14 protein-coding genes and 2 pseudogenes are annotated in these 15,961 nt (G+C 69.9%); 10 read left to right on the top strand and 6 right to left on the bottom strand.

Annotation, left to right across the window (positions count from 1 at the left end; translation table 11 throughout):
- The first annotated feature begins 228 nt into the window (after positions 1–228).
- From glnA2 to B7L92_RS43865, 6 genes and pseudogenes are all read left to right on the top strand, one after another.
- Positions 229–1,590: a gamma-glutamylpolyamine synthetase GlnA2 gene (glnA2, locus tag B7L92_RS10725; RefSeq protein ID WP_004988941.1), complete on the top strand. Its 1,362-nt coding sequence runs from the start codon at positions 229–231 to the stop codon at positions 1,588–1,590.
- 597 nt (positions 1,591–2,187) lie between these two features.
- Complete coding sequence (locus B7L92_RS40250; protein WP_143626284.1) at positions 2,188–2,562, top strand: hypothetical protein; 375 nt, start codon at positions 2,188–2,190, stop codon at positions 2,560–2,562.
- Positions 2,563–2,578: 16 nt separating this feature from the next.
- Positions 2,579–2,935: a hypothetical protein gene (locus B7L92_RS10735; RefSeq protein WP_143626285.1), complete on the top strand. Its 357-nt coding sequence runs from the start codon at positions 2,579–2,581 to the stop codon at positions 2,933–2,935.
- A gap of 130 nt (positions 2,936–3,065) precedes the next feature.
- Complete coding sequence (locus B7L92_RS10740) at positions 3,066–4,184, top strand: GTPase (RefSeq protein ID WP_143626286.1); 1,119 nt, start codon at positions 3,066–3,068, stop codon at positions 4,182–4,184.
- A gap of 18 nt (positions 4,185–4,202) precedes the next feature.
- Positions 4,203–4,857: pseudogene (locus B7L92_RS10745) on the top strand (transposase); the annotation flags it as partial.
- A gap of 180 nt (positions 4,858–5,037) precedes the next feature.
- Positions 5,038–5,124, top strand: a pseudogene (locus B7L92_RS43865) (glutamine synthetase); the annotation flags it as partial.
- Between the two features lie 270 nt (positions 5,125–5,394).
- Here the strand turns inward: B7L92_RS43865 and B7L92_RS10750 are convergent.
- Positions 5,395–6,279, bottom strand: a complete 885-nt coding sequence (locus B7L92_RS10750) for an NAD(P)-dependent oxidoreductase (RefSeq protein WP_081237199.1) — start codon at positions 6,277–6,279, stop codon at positions 5,395–5,397.
- A 49-nt stretch (positions 6,280–6,328) separates the two neighbouring features.
- Between B7L92_RS10750 and B7L92_RS10755 the strand changes: the two genes are divergently transcribed.
- Positions 6,329–6,736, top strand: a complete 408-nt coding sequence (locus B7L92_RS10755; protein ID WP_081237200.1) for a MerR family transcriptional regulator — start codon at positions 6,329–6,331, stop codon at positions 6,734–6,736.
- A gap of 156 nt (positions 6,737–6,892) precedes the next feature.
- On the opposite strand, the gene B7L92_RS10760 is transcribed toward B7L92_RS10755, so the two are convergent.
- Entirely contained in the window at positions 6,893–9,511 is a 2,619-nt protein-coding gene (locus B7L92_RS10760) for a SpoIIE family protein phosphatase (protein ID WP_081237201.1), read from the bottom strand.
- 286 nt (positions 9,512–9,797) lie between these two features.
- Between B7L92_RS10760 and B7L92_RS10765 the strand changes: the two genes are divergently transcribed.
- The gene (locus B7L92_RS10765; RefSeq protein ID WP_081237202.1) at positions 9,798–11,345 is read left to right on the top strand and encodes a pectate lyase family protein; all 1,548 of its coding nucleotides are present in this window, start codon (positions 9,798–9,800) and stop codon (positions 11,343–11,345) included.
- Between the two features lie 36 nt (positions 11,346–11,381).
- Here B7L92_RS10765 and B7L92_RS10770 read toward each other — a convergent pair whose 3' ends face one another.
- The 3 genes from B7L92_RS10770 to B7L92_RS10780 all read right to left on the bottom strand — a co-directional run bounded on the left by B7L92_RS10770 (position 11,382) and on the right by B7L92_RS10780 (position 13,339).
- Positions 11,382–11,600, bottom strand: a complete 219-nt coding sequence (locus B7L92_RS10770) for a DUF397 domain-containing protein (RefSeq protein WP_081237203.1) — start codon at positions 11,598–11,600, stop codon at positions 11,382–11,384.
- A complete protein-coding gene (locus B7L92_RS10775; RefSeq protein ID WP_081237204.1) occupies positions 11,597–12,484 on the bottom strand; it encodes a helix-turn-helix domain-containing protein in 888 nt (295 codons plus the stop codon). Before B7L92_RS10775 ends, B7L92_RS10770 begins: the two co-directional genes overlap by 4 nt.
- 117 nt (positions 12,485–12,601) lie before the next feature.
- Entirely contained in the window at positions 12,602–13,339 is a 738-nt protein-coding gene (locus B7L92_RS10780; RefSeq protein WP_081237205.1) for a TetR/AcrR family transcriptional regulator, read from the bottom strand.
- 276 nt (positions 13,340–13,615) lie between these two features.
- Between B7L92_RS10780 and B7L92_RS10785 the strand changes: the two genes are divergently transcribed.
- Together B7L92_RS10785 and B7L92_RS10790 are read left to right on the top strand one after the other, a co-directional pair.
- Complete coding sequence (locus tag B7L92_RS10785) at positions 13,616–14,833, top strand: adenylate/guanylate cyclase domain-containing protein (protein ID WP_081237206.1); 1,218 nt, start codon at positions 13,616–13,618, stop codon at positions 14,831–14,833.
- Entirely contained in the window at positions 14,820–15,311 is a 492-nt protein-coding gene (locus B7L92_RS10790) for a Pycsar system effector family protein (protein WP_255310855.1), read from the top strand. Before B7L92_RS10785 ends, B7L92_RS10790 begins: the two co-directional genes overlap by 14 nt.
- Before the next feature lie 146 nt (positions 15,312–15,457).
- Here B7L92_RS10790 and B7L92_RS10795 read toward each other — a convergent pair whose 3' ends face one another.
- Positions 15,458–15,898, bottom strand: coding sequence for a VOC family protein (locus B7L92_RS10795; RefSeq protein WP_081237219.1), 441 nt, complete (start codon positions 15,896–15,898; stop codon positions 15,458–15,460).
- Positions 15,899–15,961: the final 63 nt, after the last annotated feature.

Below are 15,961 nucleotides of genomic sequence, written 5' to 3' on the forward strand. Positions count from 1 at the left end.
GGCGGGCACCGGTGGCGGGCCGGGTGTTCCGGATGCCGGTCCGAACGGGCAGGATGGGCGGCGGAGCGGCACACCGCCGCGGGTGGGCGTCCGGGCCGCGGCCGGTCGGCCGTCCGAGGTCGGCAACGCGTGTGAAACGCTGGTGTGGTGGGATGCTCGAGTGCCCGGCCGTCTCCCGTGGTCCGGGAGGAACGGGTGGCCCGACCGGCAAGGATGGGGAAGCGGAAGATGGACAAGCAGCAGGAGTTCGTGCTCCGGACGTTGGAGGAGCGCGACATCCGGTTCGTGCGCCTGTGGTTCACCGACGTGCTGGGCTTCCTGAAGTCCGTGGCCGTCGCCCCGGCCGAGCTGGAGCAGGCGTTCGACGAGGGCATCGGCTTCGACGGCTCCGCCATCGAGGGCTTCGCGCGGGTGTACGAGTCCGACATGATCGCCAAGCCGGACCCGTCGACCTTCCAGATCCTGCCCTGGCGCGCGGAGGCCCCCGGCACGGCCCGCATGTTCTGCGACATCCTCATGCCGGACGGCTCCCCGTCCTTCGCCGACCCGCGCTACGTCCTCAAGCGCGCGCTGGCCCGCGCCTCCGACCAGGGCTTCACCTTCTACACCCACCCGGAGATCGAGTTCTTCCTGCTGAAGGACAAGCCGGTCGACGGCAGCCGCCCGACCCCCGCGGACAACTCCGGGTACTTCGACCACACCCCGCAGAACGTCGGCATGGACTTCCGCCGCCAGGCGATCACCATGCTGGAGTCCATGGGCATCTCGGTGGAGTTCTCCCACCACGAGGGCGCCCCCGGCCAGCAGGAGATCGACCTCCGCTACGCCGACGCCCTCTCCACGGCCGACAACATCATGACGTTCCGCCTGGTGATGAAGCAGGTGGCGCTGGAGCAGGGCGTCCAGGCGACCTTCATGCCCAAGCCCTTCTCCGAGCACCCCGGCTCCGGCATGCACACGCACCTCTCGCTCTTCGAGGGCGACCGGAACGCCTTCTACGAGTCCGGCGCCGAGTACCAGCTCTCCAAGGTCGGCCGCTCCTTCATCGCGGGCCTGCTGCGGCACGCGGCGGAGATCTCCGCGGTCACCAACCAGTGGGTCAACTCCTACAAGCGCATCTGGGGCGGCTCCGAGCGCACCGCCGGCGCCGGCGGCGAGGCCCCCTCGTACATCTGCTGGGGCCACAACAACCGCTCGGCCCTGGTCCGCGTCCCGATGTACAAGCCCGGCAAGACCGGCTCCGCGCGCGTGGAGGTCCGCTCCATCGACTCCGGCGCCAACCCGTACCTGACCTACGCCGTCCTGCTGGCCGCCGGCCTCAAGGGCGTCGAGGAGGGCTACGAGCTCCCGCCGGGCGCCGAGGACGACGTCTGGGCCCTCTCGGACGCCGAGCGCCGCGCCCTGGGCATCGAGCCCCTGCCCCAGAACCTGGGCGAGTCCCTGACCCTGATGGAGCGCAGCGACCTGGTCGCCGAGACCCTCGGCGAGCACGTCTTCGACTTCTTCCTGCGCAACAAGAAGCAGGAGTGGGAGGAGTACCGCTCCGAGGTCACCGCCTTCGAGCTGCGCAAGAACCTGCCGGTGCTGTAGGCGCTGAGCGGGTGATCCGCCGATTCGGTGGAGGAGGGCCGACGGTCACGGGCCGTCGGCCCTCCTCCACGCCGGCCCGGTCGGCGCAGCGTCGGCGGACGAACGCGCCGGTGGGGCCGCGTCGTCCTGCCTCATGGCAAGCGGTTGCCGTGGCGGCGGCGTTCTCGCGGCGAGCTTGACTGCCGGGCCGGTGTTCTGCCGAGCTACGGGACCGTCATGTGCGGCACCGCGAAGCGGCGGGTGAGGATTTCGGAGAAGTCGCCGAAAGCCTGGCAGCTCGTCGGCCAGGACCATCAGCCGGGTGGTGGGTTCACCGGTTCATGAGTCGCGGAACTCGCGGTCGAGCGGCAACGTTGGAAACGCTCCTCGTGTGAGCCGTTGCAGGGGGTGTGTTTGGGCGAGAGCGCGCCTGGGGCGTACACCCGATGCATTTCCACGTCCCCCGCGCGCCGCTGACAGCCGGCCGCCTTCGCGCATAGCGTCGCTGTGCGTATTTGGATGGGGGCCTTCCGTTGCTGCGGCGCGCCGTCGCGTTGCCAGGACGCGAAGAGAAGCGGGCCCCGGCGGGACGGGACGGCGCGTGGCACAGGGGGGTTCGTGAGCGGCAATCAACGTCGACGGCAGTCTGAGGGCAACCCGAGACCGGGAAGCCGGCCTGACAACCGACGGGCAACTGGTCAGCTGAGAAACCGAGCCGCCCGGGAATTCAACGCCGCCGCGGCCCGGGGCCTCGCCGGTGTTCCGATTGCCGAGGAGGCTCAGCCGGCTTACGTGCGGTTCATCGAAGGCGGTCTTGACAACTTCATGGCTGCCCCGGACCGAGAAGTTCGGCTGCCTGAAGCGACTGGCAATCTTGAGGGTTTCACCCGGGACCTGGCCACCGAGACGCGCCGTCGCGGCCTGGCCGCCGTCACTCTCGCCCTGTTCACCGCTATCAGCAAGCACGCCTGCCCCCTGTGGCCGTTTTGCTGAGGGTGCGATGACGGCAATGGACGAAGCAGCCGCAGAACGACGCAAGCTCGCTCTGACTGCGGCGTCGGAGACCAGTAAGCACGTTCTGACGCTGACGACTGCGGTCGTCACCATCACGATCAGTCTGGCCAAGGACATCGTCGGCAAGGCGTCTTCGGCGGACCTGGCGTGGCTCCAGTTGGCCTGGCTTGCCCACGCCGTGTCGGTTCTGACGGGCGTCGCCACCCTCCTGGCCCTCGCGGGGACAGTCGACGAACCGGACAGCGCACGATCCATCTACTCGGCGAACATCCGACTTCCGGCCGCTCTACAGATGGCTTCCTTCGGCCTCGGCTTGGCGTTTGTGGTCATCTTCGGCGTGCTGGCCATCTAGCACAGTCGTGCACCGTTACCGCTCTTGGCGGTAACAACCCCACCCAGCCATTCGTCACTTCGCATGCCCAGCCCCTGGTTCCAGGTCGGGTGGGGCGACGTGCACCAAGAGATCCCCAAGAGGAATCAACGTGAACGCTGAATCCGATGGTCGTGGCAGCGACGAATTCGATGTCGCCGCCATTTTCCAAGAAGGACTTGCCCACGCTGAGCAGGAAGAAGCCATGCTCAACGTGATGTTGGCCGGCCGGCCGGGGGCAGGTAAGAGCACCCTCGTCAATGCCATCTTCGGGGAGGCCATCGCCCCGGTCGGTACGGGAGCGCCTGTCACACAGGAAATCGAGCGGTACCGGCGCCCCCGCTTGCCGGTGACGGTGTATGACACGCCTGGTTATGAACTCGGTAAGAGTCCGACTGAAGTCGCCGGCTACTTTCTGGAACAAATCAAGCAGAGGGTGGTGGCCGAGGAGTCAGAGATTCACTTCGCTCTCTACTGCAGTCTGGCCGCGAATAATCGGGTCGAAGAATTCGAAGTCGACCTCGTCAGGGCCCTGGCCCAAGAAGTTCACACGGCATTCGTCTTGACCCAGTGTCTCGACAAGGAAGCGCAGGAGGTGGTTGACCTTCGGAGCCACATAGATTCCCGCAAACTTCCGATTGTGAACTCTCGGCCCTTCCCGGTGCTGGCCGAGGAGAAGTTGCTCAGCTTCTCCGGTCAGAGCGTCTCGGTGAAGCCGTTTGGTCTTGACGACCTCCTGAGGGCTCTGGCGCGAGTGCTGCCCGCAGCGCAAAAGCGCACCCTGGTGAGTCGGCAACGGGTGAACCTGGAGTTGAAGGTCAAGGAAGCGAACGACATCGTCGCGGAAACCGCGCTTAAGGCGGCAGCCATCGCCGCGGTGCCCATCCCGCTTTACGACATCGGCCCTCTGAGCGCCTTGCAGGTTGCGATGTTCGCCCGCATCACTCGGGTTATGGGCTTCAGCATCGAGCCGAGGTCCTTGGCTGCTGCTTGCGCGGCTGTCGTCGGCGTCGGCAGTGCGGCCAGGACAGCCTCGAGTTTTCTCAAGCTGGTTTTCCCGCTGGTCGGAGGTGTCGTGAATGCCAGCGTCGCCGGATCGACGACGTATGCGATGGGCGCCGCCTACATCAAGGCATGCGAAGGGCTCTTGCGGCTTCAGATCGCCGGGGTGCCGATCGATCAGGACGACATCATCGGGGCATTGGTCCGGGAATGGAGGAAGGCGCGTTGACGCCACTGCACGGTCCGGCGGCGCTTCCGGTGTCCCGGCCGCAAGCCTCTGCCGGACCAGGAGGTCCTTTGCGGGACCCTGTACGTGCTGCACACCGGTGCCGGCGAAGGTTGCGGGACTGGAACGAGGCCGCCGTCCGGCCATGCTTGCACGAGGTATTGCTGGCTGAGCCCAACGCGGCCTCCCGGCTGGGCCGGTCCTGCTGCGTGATCGACTCTTCCCACGGCAGGACGCTGGAAGGGGAAGTCGGACAGGTCCATCGCCGGTCGGCCGGTGCCGGGCCGGCGCGAAGCATCACCTCGTCACCGACGAACACGGCACTCCGCTCGCGGTCCTGCTGACCGGTTGCAACCGCAATGACGTCACCCGGCTCCTGTCACTGCTCGACGCGATTCCGCCCGTTCGTGGCCGCGTCGGACGGCCGCGCCGCAAGCCCGACTCGCTGTTCGCGGACCGAGACCGTGACCGTGACGTCTACCGCGATCAGGCCCGGGCTCGTGGCATCGTCCCTGCGATAGCCCGGCGCGGAACCCGGCACGGCACTGGCCCGGGCGCCCACCGCTGGGCGGCCGAGAGGACGTACGCCCGGTTGCACGGCTTACCCCGGGAGCCAATGAGGTCCGGTTGGCCGACCACGCCGACCACGCTGCGGCGCGCAGACTCGCCCGAGTGAGCCTCGTGCCTACCGACCTGGTCACCTTCCACGACAGCTCCACGACAGCGTCCGCCGGGCCGTCTGTGGGCCGTCAGAGGGCGGCTTACAGTGACCACCAAGGACCGGTGACGGCCGTCCGACCGTAGGTCAGCGCTGCGCCGACGTCGATCACGCGAGGTCGCTCCCGGCCGCTGTCACTTCCTGCGCGACAAGAAACAGGAGTGGGAGGAGTACCGCTCCGAGGTCACGGCCTTCGAACTGCGGAAGAACCTGCCGGTGTTGTAGGCGCCGGTCGGAGCGGGTTTTCCGCCGGAACGACCTCGTGGGGCCGATGGTCACGGTCCGCCGGCCCCGACGTCCCTCACCGTGCTCTGCGCCGTCGTCGCGTCCTCGTCCCGCACGACGGCGACCACCGCCCCGGCCACGACCGATACGCGTCCTCACCTGGGAAGCGCCTCCGGCGGTGACGGGAACGAGGACCTCGACGATCCTCGTTCTTGCCGGCCGGAGACGCCTGCCACGTTCGTGATCATGATCCGGACGGCTCGCCGCCGGTCAGTCGTCGCGGGGTTTGCCGAACTCCTCGATCAGTACGGGGTACTGCTCCCCGCCGTGGCCGGCGGCGATCGCGCGGTCGGCCATCGCCTTGATCAACTTCGGTAGTTCGGCGTTGACACCCACCGCCTCGCTCTCCTCGATCAAGTGCGCCATCGCCCGCGCGTCGGTCTCCAGGGCCGACACCTCGGCCGGGAAGGAGCCGCTGTCGATCTGCTCGGCGTATCCCGGCAGCCATGTGGCCACACCGGCAGCGATCCGCTGTGCGAACGGCGCGTACGTTGCGGCGCCGACACCGGCCGTCCCGAGCAGGGCGGTGCCCTGGAGCCAGGCGTTCAGGACGCTCCACATCATGGCCAGGCCGGCCACGTCGTACAGGGACGCCAGCCCGTGGTCCGCGCCGAGGTAGGTGACCGTACCGAGCGCGTCGAGTGTCGACTTGTGCGCCTCGAAGTCCGACTGCGGCCCGCTGTGCAGGATCACCGCCTCGGCGGTCCCGATCGCCGGCGGGACGGCCATGACGGCACCGTCCAGGTAACGGGCGCCGCGCTGCTCGGCCCACCGGGCGGCTTTCCGGGCCTGGGTCGAGTCGCCCGAGGTCAGATTGACCAACGTCGTGCCGCCCAGCTCGACATCGCTCGCGTCGAACAGCTCGTGCACGGCCCGGTAGTCGGTGACGCAGATGATCGTCAGGGAACCTGCCGCGAGCGCGTCACCGACCGTGGGCGCCAGTCGTGCACCCTCGGCCACCAGTTGGTCGGCCTTGGAGGCCGTACGGTTCCACACGGTAGTGGGGTGCCCGGCTTTCAGGAACGCGCCGGCGAGCGCCCGGCCCATCAGTCCGAGTCCGATGACTGTCACGGGTGTGTCGGTTTTTCTGTCCATGGCAGCATCGTCAACGTTGATACCGGTGTGAAGGTCAAGCGAGGTTTCGATGCGGATCGGGGAACTGAGTCGTCGAACGGGCGTCAACGCCCATCAGTTGCGCTACTACGAGGCCCAGGGCCTGCTGGAGGCAGGCCGCGGCGCGAACGGCTACCGCGAATACGACGAGGACGCCGTGCTGCGGGTGAAGCAGATCCGGCACCTGCTCGGTGCCGGTCTGTCCTCCGAGGACATCGCGTACCTGCTGCCCTGTGCAGCCGGGGAGGCCCCGGAACTGCTCGGGTGTCCCGAGTTACTGGCCGCGATGCGGTCACGGCTGCGGCGACTGGACGATCAGTTGGACAGGCTCGCCCAGTCCCGCGACGCTCTTGCCGACTACATCGATGCGGCCGAGCGAATGGGCGGCAAGAGCTATCCGCCCTTTGACGGCGCCGACTTGGAGCCCGCCCCCGCCTGAGCTGCTGGGACACCCGGCACCGTGAAAGCCCCGGGCCGTTCTCGGCCGTCTCCGGGCCGTCCGGCGCGCGGTGCGTGCGGCCCCGGGAACCGTCCGAACCGGGACGTGAGGCGATCGGGCAAGGGGCAGACGGGGCGCCCGCTCACCCGGCGCGGATCAGGCGGGCGGGACGGGGCGGAGGGCGAGCAGGGCGATGTCGTCGGCGTTGTCGGCGCCGAACTCGATGATCAGTTCGTCGCAGAAGACGTCGAGGGGTCGGTGTGCCTGGCCGGCGGTGTACCGGCGCAGTCGGGTCATGGCGTCGTCGAGGCACTCCCCGCGGCGTTCGATGAGACCGTCGGTGAAGAACAGCAGGGTGGAGCCGGGTGGCAGCCGGTCGTGGGCGGAGGGGCGGGGCAGGTCGGGATCCATGCCGATCAACACGCCCCTGCCCGCGTCCAGGTAGCGGGTGTCGCCCTCCCGGGTGGTCAGGAGGGGCGGCAGGTGGCCGGCGGAGGAGTGGTGCAGGTTCCCCGGGCCGCCGTCGCTCTTGAACAGGGCGTAGGCGCAGGTGGCGGTGGACTGCGGGGAGAGGGTCTGGTTCGCGAGGTCCAGGCGGCGCAGGACGTCTCCGGGAGGTTCCTGGCGGTCGACGGCGATGCCGCGCAGCATGTTGCGCAGGGCGCTCATGGCGACGGCGGCCCGTAGGTCGTGGCCCGACACGTCGCCGATGACCAGCACGGTGTCGCCGTTGGGCAGGACGAAGGCGTCGTACCAGTCCCCGCCGACCTCGGCGGTGGTGCTGGAGGGGACGTAACGGGCGGCCAGCTCCAGATGCTCGACCCGGGGGAGCTCGGGCAGCAGGGCACGCTGGAGGTGTTCGGCGTTGGAGTGGGTGTGCTGGTGCAGGCGGGCGTTGTCCACCCCGAGGGAGATGCCGCGGGCCAGGTCCGCGATCAGGGGGACGTCCTCCTTGGTGAACGGGTGCGTGTCCCGGGTGCGGACCAGGGACAGGACGCCGAAGACCTCCCGCTGGGCGCGCAGCGGGGCGATGACGGCGCTGCTTCCCCCCAACTGCTCCGTCAGCTCCAGCAGCCGGGCGTCCAGAGGGCCCCGGGCCTGGTCGACCGAGGGGATGTCGGTGATCAGCAGGGGGCCCGCGCCGCGCAGCACCCGGGGAAGGGGCCCCTGCGTCGCCCCGGCCGCGAGGGAGACCCGATCGAGGTGCACATCGGAGATCGGGATCCCGGGATCGCGGTGGACGACGCAGACCCGCTCCACCTGTCCGTGCTCGTCGAGAAGCCCCACCGTGCACCAGTCGGCCAGTCGCCGGGTCAGGACGTGGCACACCTGCCGCAGCCTCTCGTCCAGATCGAGGGTGCTGGTCAGCGCCCTGCCGGTGTCGGCGAACAAGGACAGCCACTCCGGCGCCGTCCTCTCGGGGATCACCGCCTTCGCCTTCTTGAGGGTGGTCGGCAGCTGCGCCGGGTTCGGCGTCGGCCGCGTCGCGTACCGGCCGGCCTGCGGAACCCGCGGCGGGACGGGGGGAGCCGTCGTGGTGGTGAGGTGGGCGACGAACACGGTGCGCCCGTCGATCGCCTCCTGGGTCTGGATGGACAGTCGGACGGGGATCGTCCGGCCGTCACGGTGCAGTGCGGGAACCGGTATGGAGCGGCCCAGGATGCGGGACTCGCCGGTGAGCAGCAGCGAGCTGAAGGCCGCCACGTGGCGTTTGCGCAGATGCTCGGGGATCAGCGCGGTCAGGCGCCGGCCGACGAGCTCTTGCGGGTGCCAGCCCAGCAGGCTCGCCGCGGAGTTGTTCACCGCGATGATCCGGTTGCGGTCGTCGGCCGCGACGGTCGGGACGCCGGAGGCCTCCACCTCGCCCGCGTCCCAGGGCGCCATGTCCGCGGGGACGGCGCTCGGCACATGGGGGATCTGCGTCCACGCGGTGGGCTCTCCACCGGCGAGCTGGTCGGCGATCTGGTCGAGCAGCCAGTGGCGGAAGGCCCGGATCTGCGGAAGGGCCGGGAGCGCGAGCAGGATCCCCTCCTGCGCCGCCGCGTCGGCCGCGTCGAGGACCCGGCGCAGGGTCGCCACGCCCGAGGCGGCATCCGCCGAGAACGCCACCAGCAGGGAGAGCGTCGAGGTGCCGGGGGTCTCCTGCTCCACCGCCGCCGCCATGCACGCGCAGATCATGTTGCTCGTGTCCTGGGCGACGACGAGGTCCTCCGGCCGCACACCGGTCCGGCCGGCGGTGGACGCGGCGAGGAGCAGCTCGCGCAGCAGCCCCTCCCACTGCTGTTGCGCCGCCCAGTACAGGGCGTACGGGACGTCGTTCAGCGTCACGCTCAGGGTCCGGCCGGACGGCTTCGCGATCTCCCACACGGACGCCGGCGGCGCCGGTGCCTCGGGCCACAGTTCGAACCAGACGGTCTTGCGGCCCCCACCGCTGTGGACACCGTGGTGGGTGGCCAGCTCCTCCACCAGGGCCAGGCCCCTCCCGGTGCAGGCGTAGGGGTGGTGGTCGTGCGGCACCAGACCACGCTCCGGCCGGTGGTCGCTGACCCGCACATGGGCCTGGCCCTCGACGACCCAGGCCCGCACCTCGGTCTCGGTGCGCGCGTGGATCACCGCGTTGGTCACCAGCTCGCCGACCAGCAGCTCGACGGTGTCCACCGTGTCGGGGGAGACCCCGTCCAGCACCGACCGTACGAAGTGCCGGGCCGACGCGGCACTCTCCGGTGTCGGAGGCAGACGTCGCAACGGTGCCCCGGGCAGGCTGGGGCTGCTCATACCGATCGGGTGCCCAGAAACATCCGCGCGAAAGGCCGAACGGCACGAGGAACGGGGGCGAGCGGCCGACGGCGCGTGGGCGCGCTCCCACTCAATGCGGAAGGAAGCGTTCCGTAACTGTGCGGAGCCTTGCCAGTCCCTTGTGCGCCGCTCTACTGTCGCCAGACAGAAAGCGCTTTCCCAATCCATGAGCCGGGTCGCGCGGCCACCCTCCGGCCGTTCTGCTGACATGCCCATGCCATAAATGGGGCGTGCCCGGCACGCGAAGACGAAAGGCGAGGCGAGGATGAGGCGATCAGTCGCACTGCGACTCTCCGCGGCGCTGGCCACCGGGGCCCTCGCGGCCGCGGGCACCGTGGCGCTGTCGACGTCCCAGGCGTCGGCCGCGGCCACCGGAGCCACCGGTTACGCGACCCAGAACGGCGGAACCACCGGCGGCGCGGGCGGCCAGACGGTGCGGGCCACCACGGGAACCGCCATCCACCAGGCCCTGTGCAGCCGGGCCAGCAGCAGCACCCCCATCACCATCCAGGTCGAGGGGACCATCAACCACGGCAACACCAGCAAGGTGTCGGGCAGCAGCTGCAACACCGCGGCCGGTGTGATCGAGCTCAAGCAGATCAGCAACGTCACCATCGTCGGGGTCGGCAACGGAGCCGTCTTCGACCAGCTGGGCATCCACATCCGGGAGTCCAGGAACATCATCATCCAGAACGTGACCGTGCGGAACGTCAAGAAGTCCGGCTCACCCACGTCCAACGGCGGCGACGCCATCGGCATGGAGAGCGACGTCCGCAACGTCTGGGTCGACCACGTCACCCTGGAGGCGTCGGGCGGGGAGTCGGAGGGCTTCGACGGCCTCTTCGACATGAAGGACAACACCCAGTACGTGACCCTGTCCTACAGCATCCTGCGCAACTCCGGTCGCGGCGGCCTCATCGGCTCCAGCGAGAGCGACACCTCGAACGGGTACGTGACGTTCCACCACAACCTGTACGAGAACATCGACTCCCGCGCGCCCCTGCTGCGCGGCGGCATCGCCCACATCTACAACAACCACTACAAGAACCTCAACGAGTCCGGCATCAACTCCCGGGCCGGGGCCCGCGCCAAGGTGGACAACAACTACTTCAAGGACTCCAAGGACGTCCTCGGCACCTTCTACACCGACGCGGCCGGCTACTGGCAGGTCAGCGGCAACATCTTCGACAACGTGACCTGGTCCAGCCGCGGCGGGGACACCAACCCGGCCGGCCCCAACCCGCAGTCCAACACCACCGTCAGCATCCCGTACTCCTACAGCCTCGACGGGGCGAACTGCGTGCCGAACGTGGTGAGCCAGACGGCGGGCGCCAACAAGGGCCTGAAGGTCTCGGACGGCAGCTGCACGCCGCAGAACCCGGCCCCGACGCCGACGCCGACCCCGACCGACCCCACGCCGACCGACCCGACCCCGCCCAGCGGGACGAACCTCAGCCTCAGCTCCGGCGCCGGCGCCGACGGCTCCTCCAAGGCGAGCGGCACGAGCTACGGCAACGTGCGGGACGGGAACATGAGCACCTACTGGTCGCCGTCCGGCTCGACCGGTTCCGTCTCGGTCAAGTGGGGCTCCGCGACCAGCGTCTCCAAGATCAACATCCGGGAGGCGTCGGGCTCCGCGGGCGCCATCGGCTCCTGGCGGGTCCTCAACGGCGACACCGGTGCCGTGCTGACCTCCGGCAGCGGGGCGGGCGTCATCAGCTTCCCCAAGGCCTCGCTGAAGAAGGTCACCTTCGAGATCACCGGCTCCAACGGCACGCCGCGGGTGGCCGAGTTCGAGACCTACGCCCAGTGACCCGACCGGGGGCCGTCCCCACGGCGGCCCCCGGCCTCAGACGGCGCCCGCCCCACCCGCACCTGCCACGAAGCGGCTCCACGCGGCCCGGGTGAGGGTGAGGCGGGGGCCGTCGGGGGCCTTGGAGTCCCGGACGTGCACCGAGCCGGGGATCACGGCGACCTCGACGCAGTCGTTGGGGTTGCTGCTGTCGCTGTAACTGCTCCTGAACCAGATCAGATCGACGTCGTCTCCGCCCGAGCCCTTGCGGTTCATGTTTCCCCCAGCGCTTGTTCGATGAAGGTCAGTGACTCTCGTGCGGTCAGCGCCTCGGCTCGGATGATGCCATAGCGCAGTTCGAGGATCCGCAGGTGCCGGGGATCGGTGACGGGACGGCTGCCGAACTCGTCGTCGGCCCGGCCGACCGCTGTGCCGTCCGCGAACTTGAGCACTTGGATGCGCCCTCCCGTTCCAGGATGGTCCCCGCGGGCCGTCGGCATGACCTGGATCTCGACGTGCCGCAACTTCGCCAGTTCCAGCAGGTGTTCGAGTTGCCTGCGAAGGACCATCATGCCTCCGACGGGGCGTCGGAGGGTCACTTCCTCCTGCACGAAGCTCAATTCCGGGGCGGGCCGCCGTTCGAAGGCGGCTGCACGGGCCACCCGGGCGGCGACCGCCCTCTCCAGCTCGTCCTCCGACAGCGCCGGCCGCCGCGTGCTCAGGAGCGCCCGGGCGTACTCCTCGGTCTGAAGGAGTCCGTGCAGGTTGTGGCTGCCGTACGAAAGGAGTTCCACCGCCTGGGCCTCCAGCCTCGCCAGATCCCGCACCTTCTTCGGGTACCGGACCTTCGCCACGTCCTCCCGCATCGCGGCGAGCAGCCCGCCCGCCCCCAGCACCTCGTCCGCCTTCTCCAGGTACTCGGGCCGGGGGATCCGCTTCCCGCTCTCGATCTTGTAGACGAGGTCCTCCCCGTACTTCATCACCGCCGCGAACTCGGCGACCCGCATCCCCGCGGCCTCCCGCCGCAGCTTCAACTGCCGCCCCACCGTGGCGACGACCGCCACCCCCCACTCGTCGTCCGGGTCGACCTCCCACCCCGGTTCGTCCGTCTCCGTCTCCGTCCCGCCCGCGGGCCGCACGGCCCCGCCGTCCACCGACATCCGCACCCCTTCGCCGTACGCGTCGTCTCGCGATGCGGCTCACGCTAGGCAGGGCGGCGACGCCGAGTGACGGGAACGGACGCCGCGGCACGCCAACGGGTGACGCGGGCCCCGGCCTCACCGCTCGACGGCGGCACCCGTCCGTTGGGCCGGTGAGCGTTCCACGCCGAGCAGGGCGAGCAGGTCGTCGATCATGTGCTCGAAGAGCGGGACGCAGTCGCCGAAGGCCGCGGCGAGGTGGTGGTGGACGGACATGCAGAGCAGGCCGTAGATCTGGCGCCAGCACGTGACCATGAGCAGGACGACGCCGACCGGGAACTCCTGCCCGATCAGGCGGCGGTAGGTCAGCAGTTGGTCGCGCAGCGCGGGGTCGATCTCGTCGTCGGCCGGGTGGTCGAGCCCGCCGCGCTGCCAGAGCCGGGTGAACAGGTCCCCGAACAGACCGCCCAGCTCCCTCGCGAGGACCTGGTCCACCGCGCTCTCGGTGGCCAGGCGGGCGTATCCGGCGCCCATGAGGAGGTCGAACTCGGCGGGGTGGCCGAGGGACCAGTCCAGTACGGCGCGGGTGGCGGCGTACAGCTGGGCGCCCAGGTCCTCGGGGTCCTCGCGCCGGGCGGCCGCCGAGACGGTCGACACGAACTCGTCGGTCAGGTCTTCGTAGACGGCGAGGACCAGGCCCTTCTTGCCGTCGAAGTACCGGTAGAGGGCCGGCGGGGAGACACCGACGGCGCGGGCCACCGCCGACAGGCTCAGGCCCTCGACGCCGTGCGCCGCCGTGAGTCTGCGTGCCTCGTCCCTGGCCTCGCGCTCCAGCGCCGCGCGCATGCGTGCGCGGCGCGACGGCCCGGTCTGCATGCCTCTCCCTCTCCGATCGCATCAATGTTCGACATTCGACATTGAGTTCACGTCACTACATCACACGTGGGGGCATTCCCGGGCTTGCGGTGAAGGGTGTTCGCATGGTTAATGGTATTAACGAAGTGATGGCTCGTCACTCTGTTGTCGTCGAAGGGTCTGCCGGGTCCTCCGGACGGTCCAGGAACAGCCGAGGGTGGGCGGCCCCCGGGCGCCGGTCGACGGGGCCGGGTGCCGGGGGGGCACGGAGAACAGCACATGCAATGGGGGTAGCTCATGGCCACGGACCACTTCACGCTCTTCCAGGAAGCGCTCAACCACCAGGACCGTCCGCACCGGGTGATCCTCTTCGCGGACCTCGCGGGCTCCACGGAGATGAAGGGGAAGACGGGGGAGGTCGGCTGGCTCCCCACCATCGGAAAGTTCCTGGACATCACCACCCGGGCGGTCACCGAGCACGACGGGACCGTGGTCAAGTACCTGGGGGACGGCACCCTGGCCGTGTTCGACGGCGAGCGCGCGGCCGAGGCGATCCGCGCGGCCATCACCATCCAGGAGCTGCTGAAGGAGGAGAACAGCCGGGGCAGCGTCAACGACTGCCTCGCCACGGTCGGGATCGCGACGGGACGGGTCGTCGAGTACGAGGCCCCGGGCGGCGGCCTGGACTACATCGGCTCCGTGGTCGACCTGGCCGCCCGGCTGTGCGGCGCCGGAGCGCCCCAGGCGATCTGGGTCGACAGCGTGACCGTCGCCTCGGCCAACATGAGCAAGGTCAGCTCCGGGATGGGCCGGGCGCTGGAGTACTCCCCGGACGACTACCTGTCGGACGAGGAGAAGGTCGACCTCAAGGGGTTCGCGAAGCCGATCAAGTACCGCGAGGTGATCTGGCACAAGAAGGCGTTCGGTGTGAAGAACACCGTGCTGACCGAAGCCATCGACCGGGCCCAGACGCAGGCTCACGTCCAGGTGCAGCAGAACCGGCTCCGGGCCCAGGCGACGGTGCCCCCGCAGGCGGGCCCGTCCGCGCGGCCCGGCATCGGGACGCTCGACGGCACGGTCACCCGCTGGGACCCGGAGCAGGGCCGGGGCTTCATCGCGACGGCCGGACACGGCGACCACTACGTCGACCGCCGGTTCCTCGTCAACGAGCAGAACCTCATCGAGGGGGGCGCCGTGCGGTTCGTCCCGCTGCCACCGCTCAAGGAGGGGCAGCGCCCGGTGGCCGGCTGCACGGTCCAGGAGGGGCACGAGATCCGGGGGACCTTCCAGAACGTCCGGGCCGACAAGGGCTACGGCTTCGTCGAGGTGCGCGACACGCGCGGCAACCAGCAGAACCTCTTCGTGTTCCTCGGAGACGCGGCGGCCGGGCACAGGTTCGGGGACCCGGCGACCCTGGAGGTGCGCCGGAACCACAAGGGGATCTCGGGGCAGCTCGTCGGTGTGAGCGGGACCGACGGCGGTGACGGCGGCGGTGCCGGCAGTGACCTCGCCTGATCAGCACCTTCGGCCGGCCCTGGCCGAGGTCCGCGCGGAGCTGAGCCGGGCGGACCAGAAGGCGGCGACCCTCCTGGCGCTGTTCTCGGCGATCACGGCCGGGATCGTCGCCGCCTTCGGTGTGCGCAGGGCCGGTGTCTTCGCGCTCTGGAACGGCGTGGAGTGGATGGCCTGGGGCGGTCTGGTCTGCCTGGCCGGCAGCCTCGTCCAACTGCTCGTCTGCGTCAGGCCGGGCGGTGTCTCCCGTCTCGCGGGCAGCGCCTACTTCCTGTTCTACGCCCAGTACGCGGGCCGGCCGGGCGATCTGGCCGCCCACCTGTCCGCGCCGGGGGACCGCGACCTGGACCGGTGCACCCAGCTCGTCGAACTGTCGGTCCTGGTGACGCGCAAGTACCGGATGATCGCGCGGGCGGTGGACCTCCTGGGGTGCGCGCTCGCCCTGGTCGCCGGGGCGATGCTGCTCGACGCGCTGCGCTGACGCCCGGGGCCGGGGGCCCGGGCGTCAGGTTCTTCTTCGGCGACCTCTCTTCAGCGGCCGGACCGGGTGCCCCGGTCCGGCCGCTGGGAGGGACCGTCGTGCGCTCCGACCCCGAGGGCGCGCGGCACCCGTACCGTACGGCGGGTCTACGCCCCCGCCTGCTTCGCCAGCAGCCGGTGCAGCGGCTCCGTCGCCCGCCGCCGGTACTCCTGGACCGCCCAGCCGTTGCCGTCCGGGTCCTCGAAGTACAGGAACGCGGCGCCGTCGTCCGGGGAGTAGCGGACCGGCTCGGAGACCTCCAGGCCGCGCGCGGTCAGTTCCGCACGGGCCGCCTCGACGTCGGTGACGCAGAGCTGGAGGCCCTGGTAGGAACCGGGGGCGGGGCGGGGGCCGGGCAAGGTGTTCCAGAGGGTGTCGCCGAGGGCGATCGAGCAGCCGGAGCCGGGCGGGGTGAGCTGGACGATGCGCAGGCCCGGCATGACCTCCTGGTCGATGTCGACGTGGAAACCGACCTTGTCCCGGTAGAAGTCCCTGGCCCGGTCGATGTCGCTCACCGGCAGCGGGATCACTTCGAGGGTCATGTCCATGAACTCGGCTCCTTGGTCGACGTCGTCGGCACGCACCGGCATCGGACGAGCCGCCACCGGGTC

The sequence above is a fragment of the Streptomyces viridosporus genome (assembly GCF_002078235.1).
GTDB lineage: Bacteria > Actinomycetota > Actinomycetes > Streptomycetales > Streptomycetaceae > Streptomyces > Streptomyces viridosporus.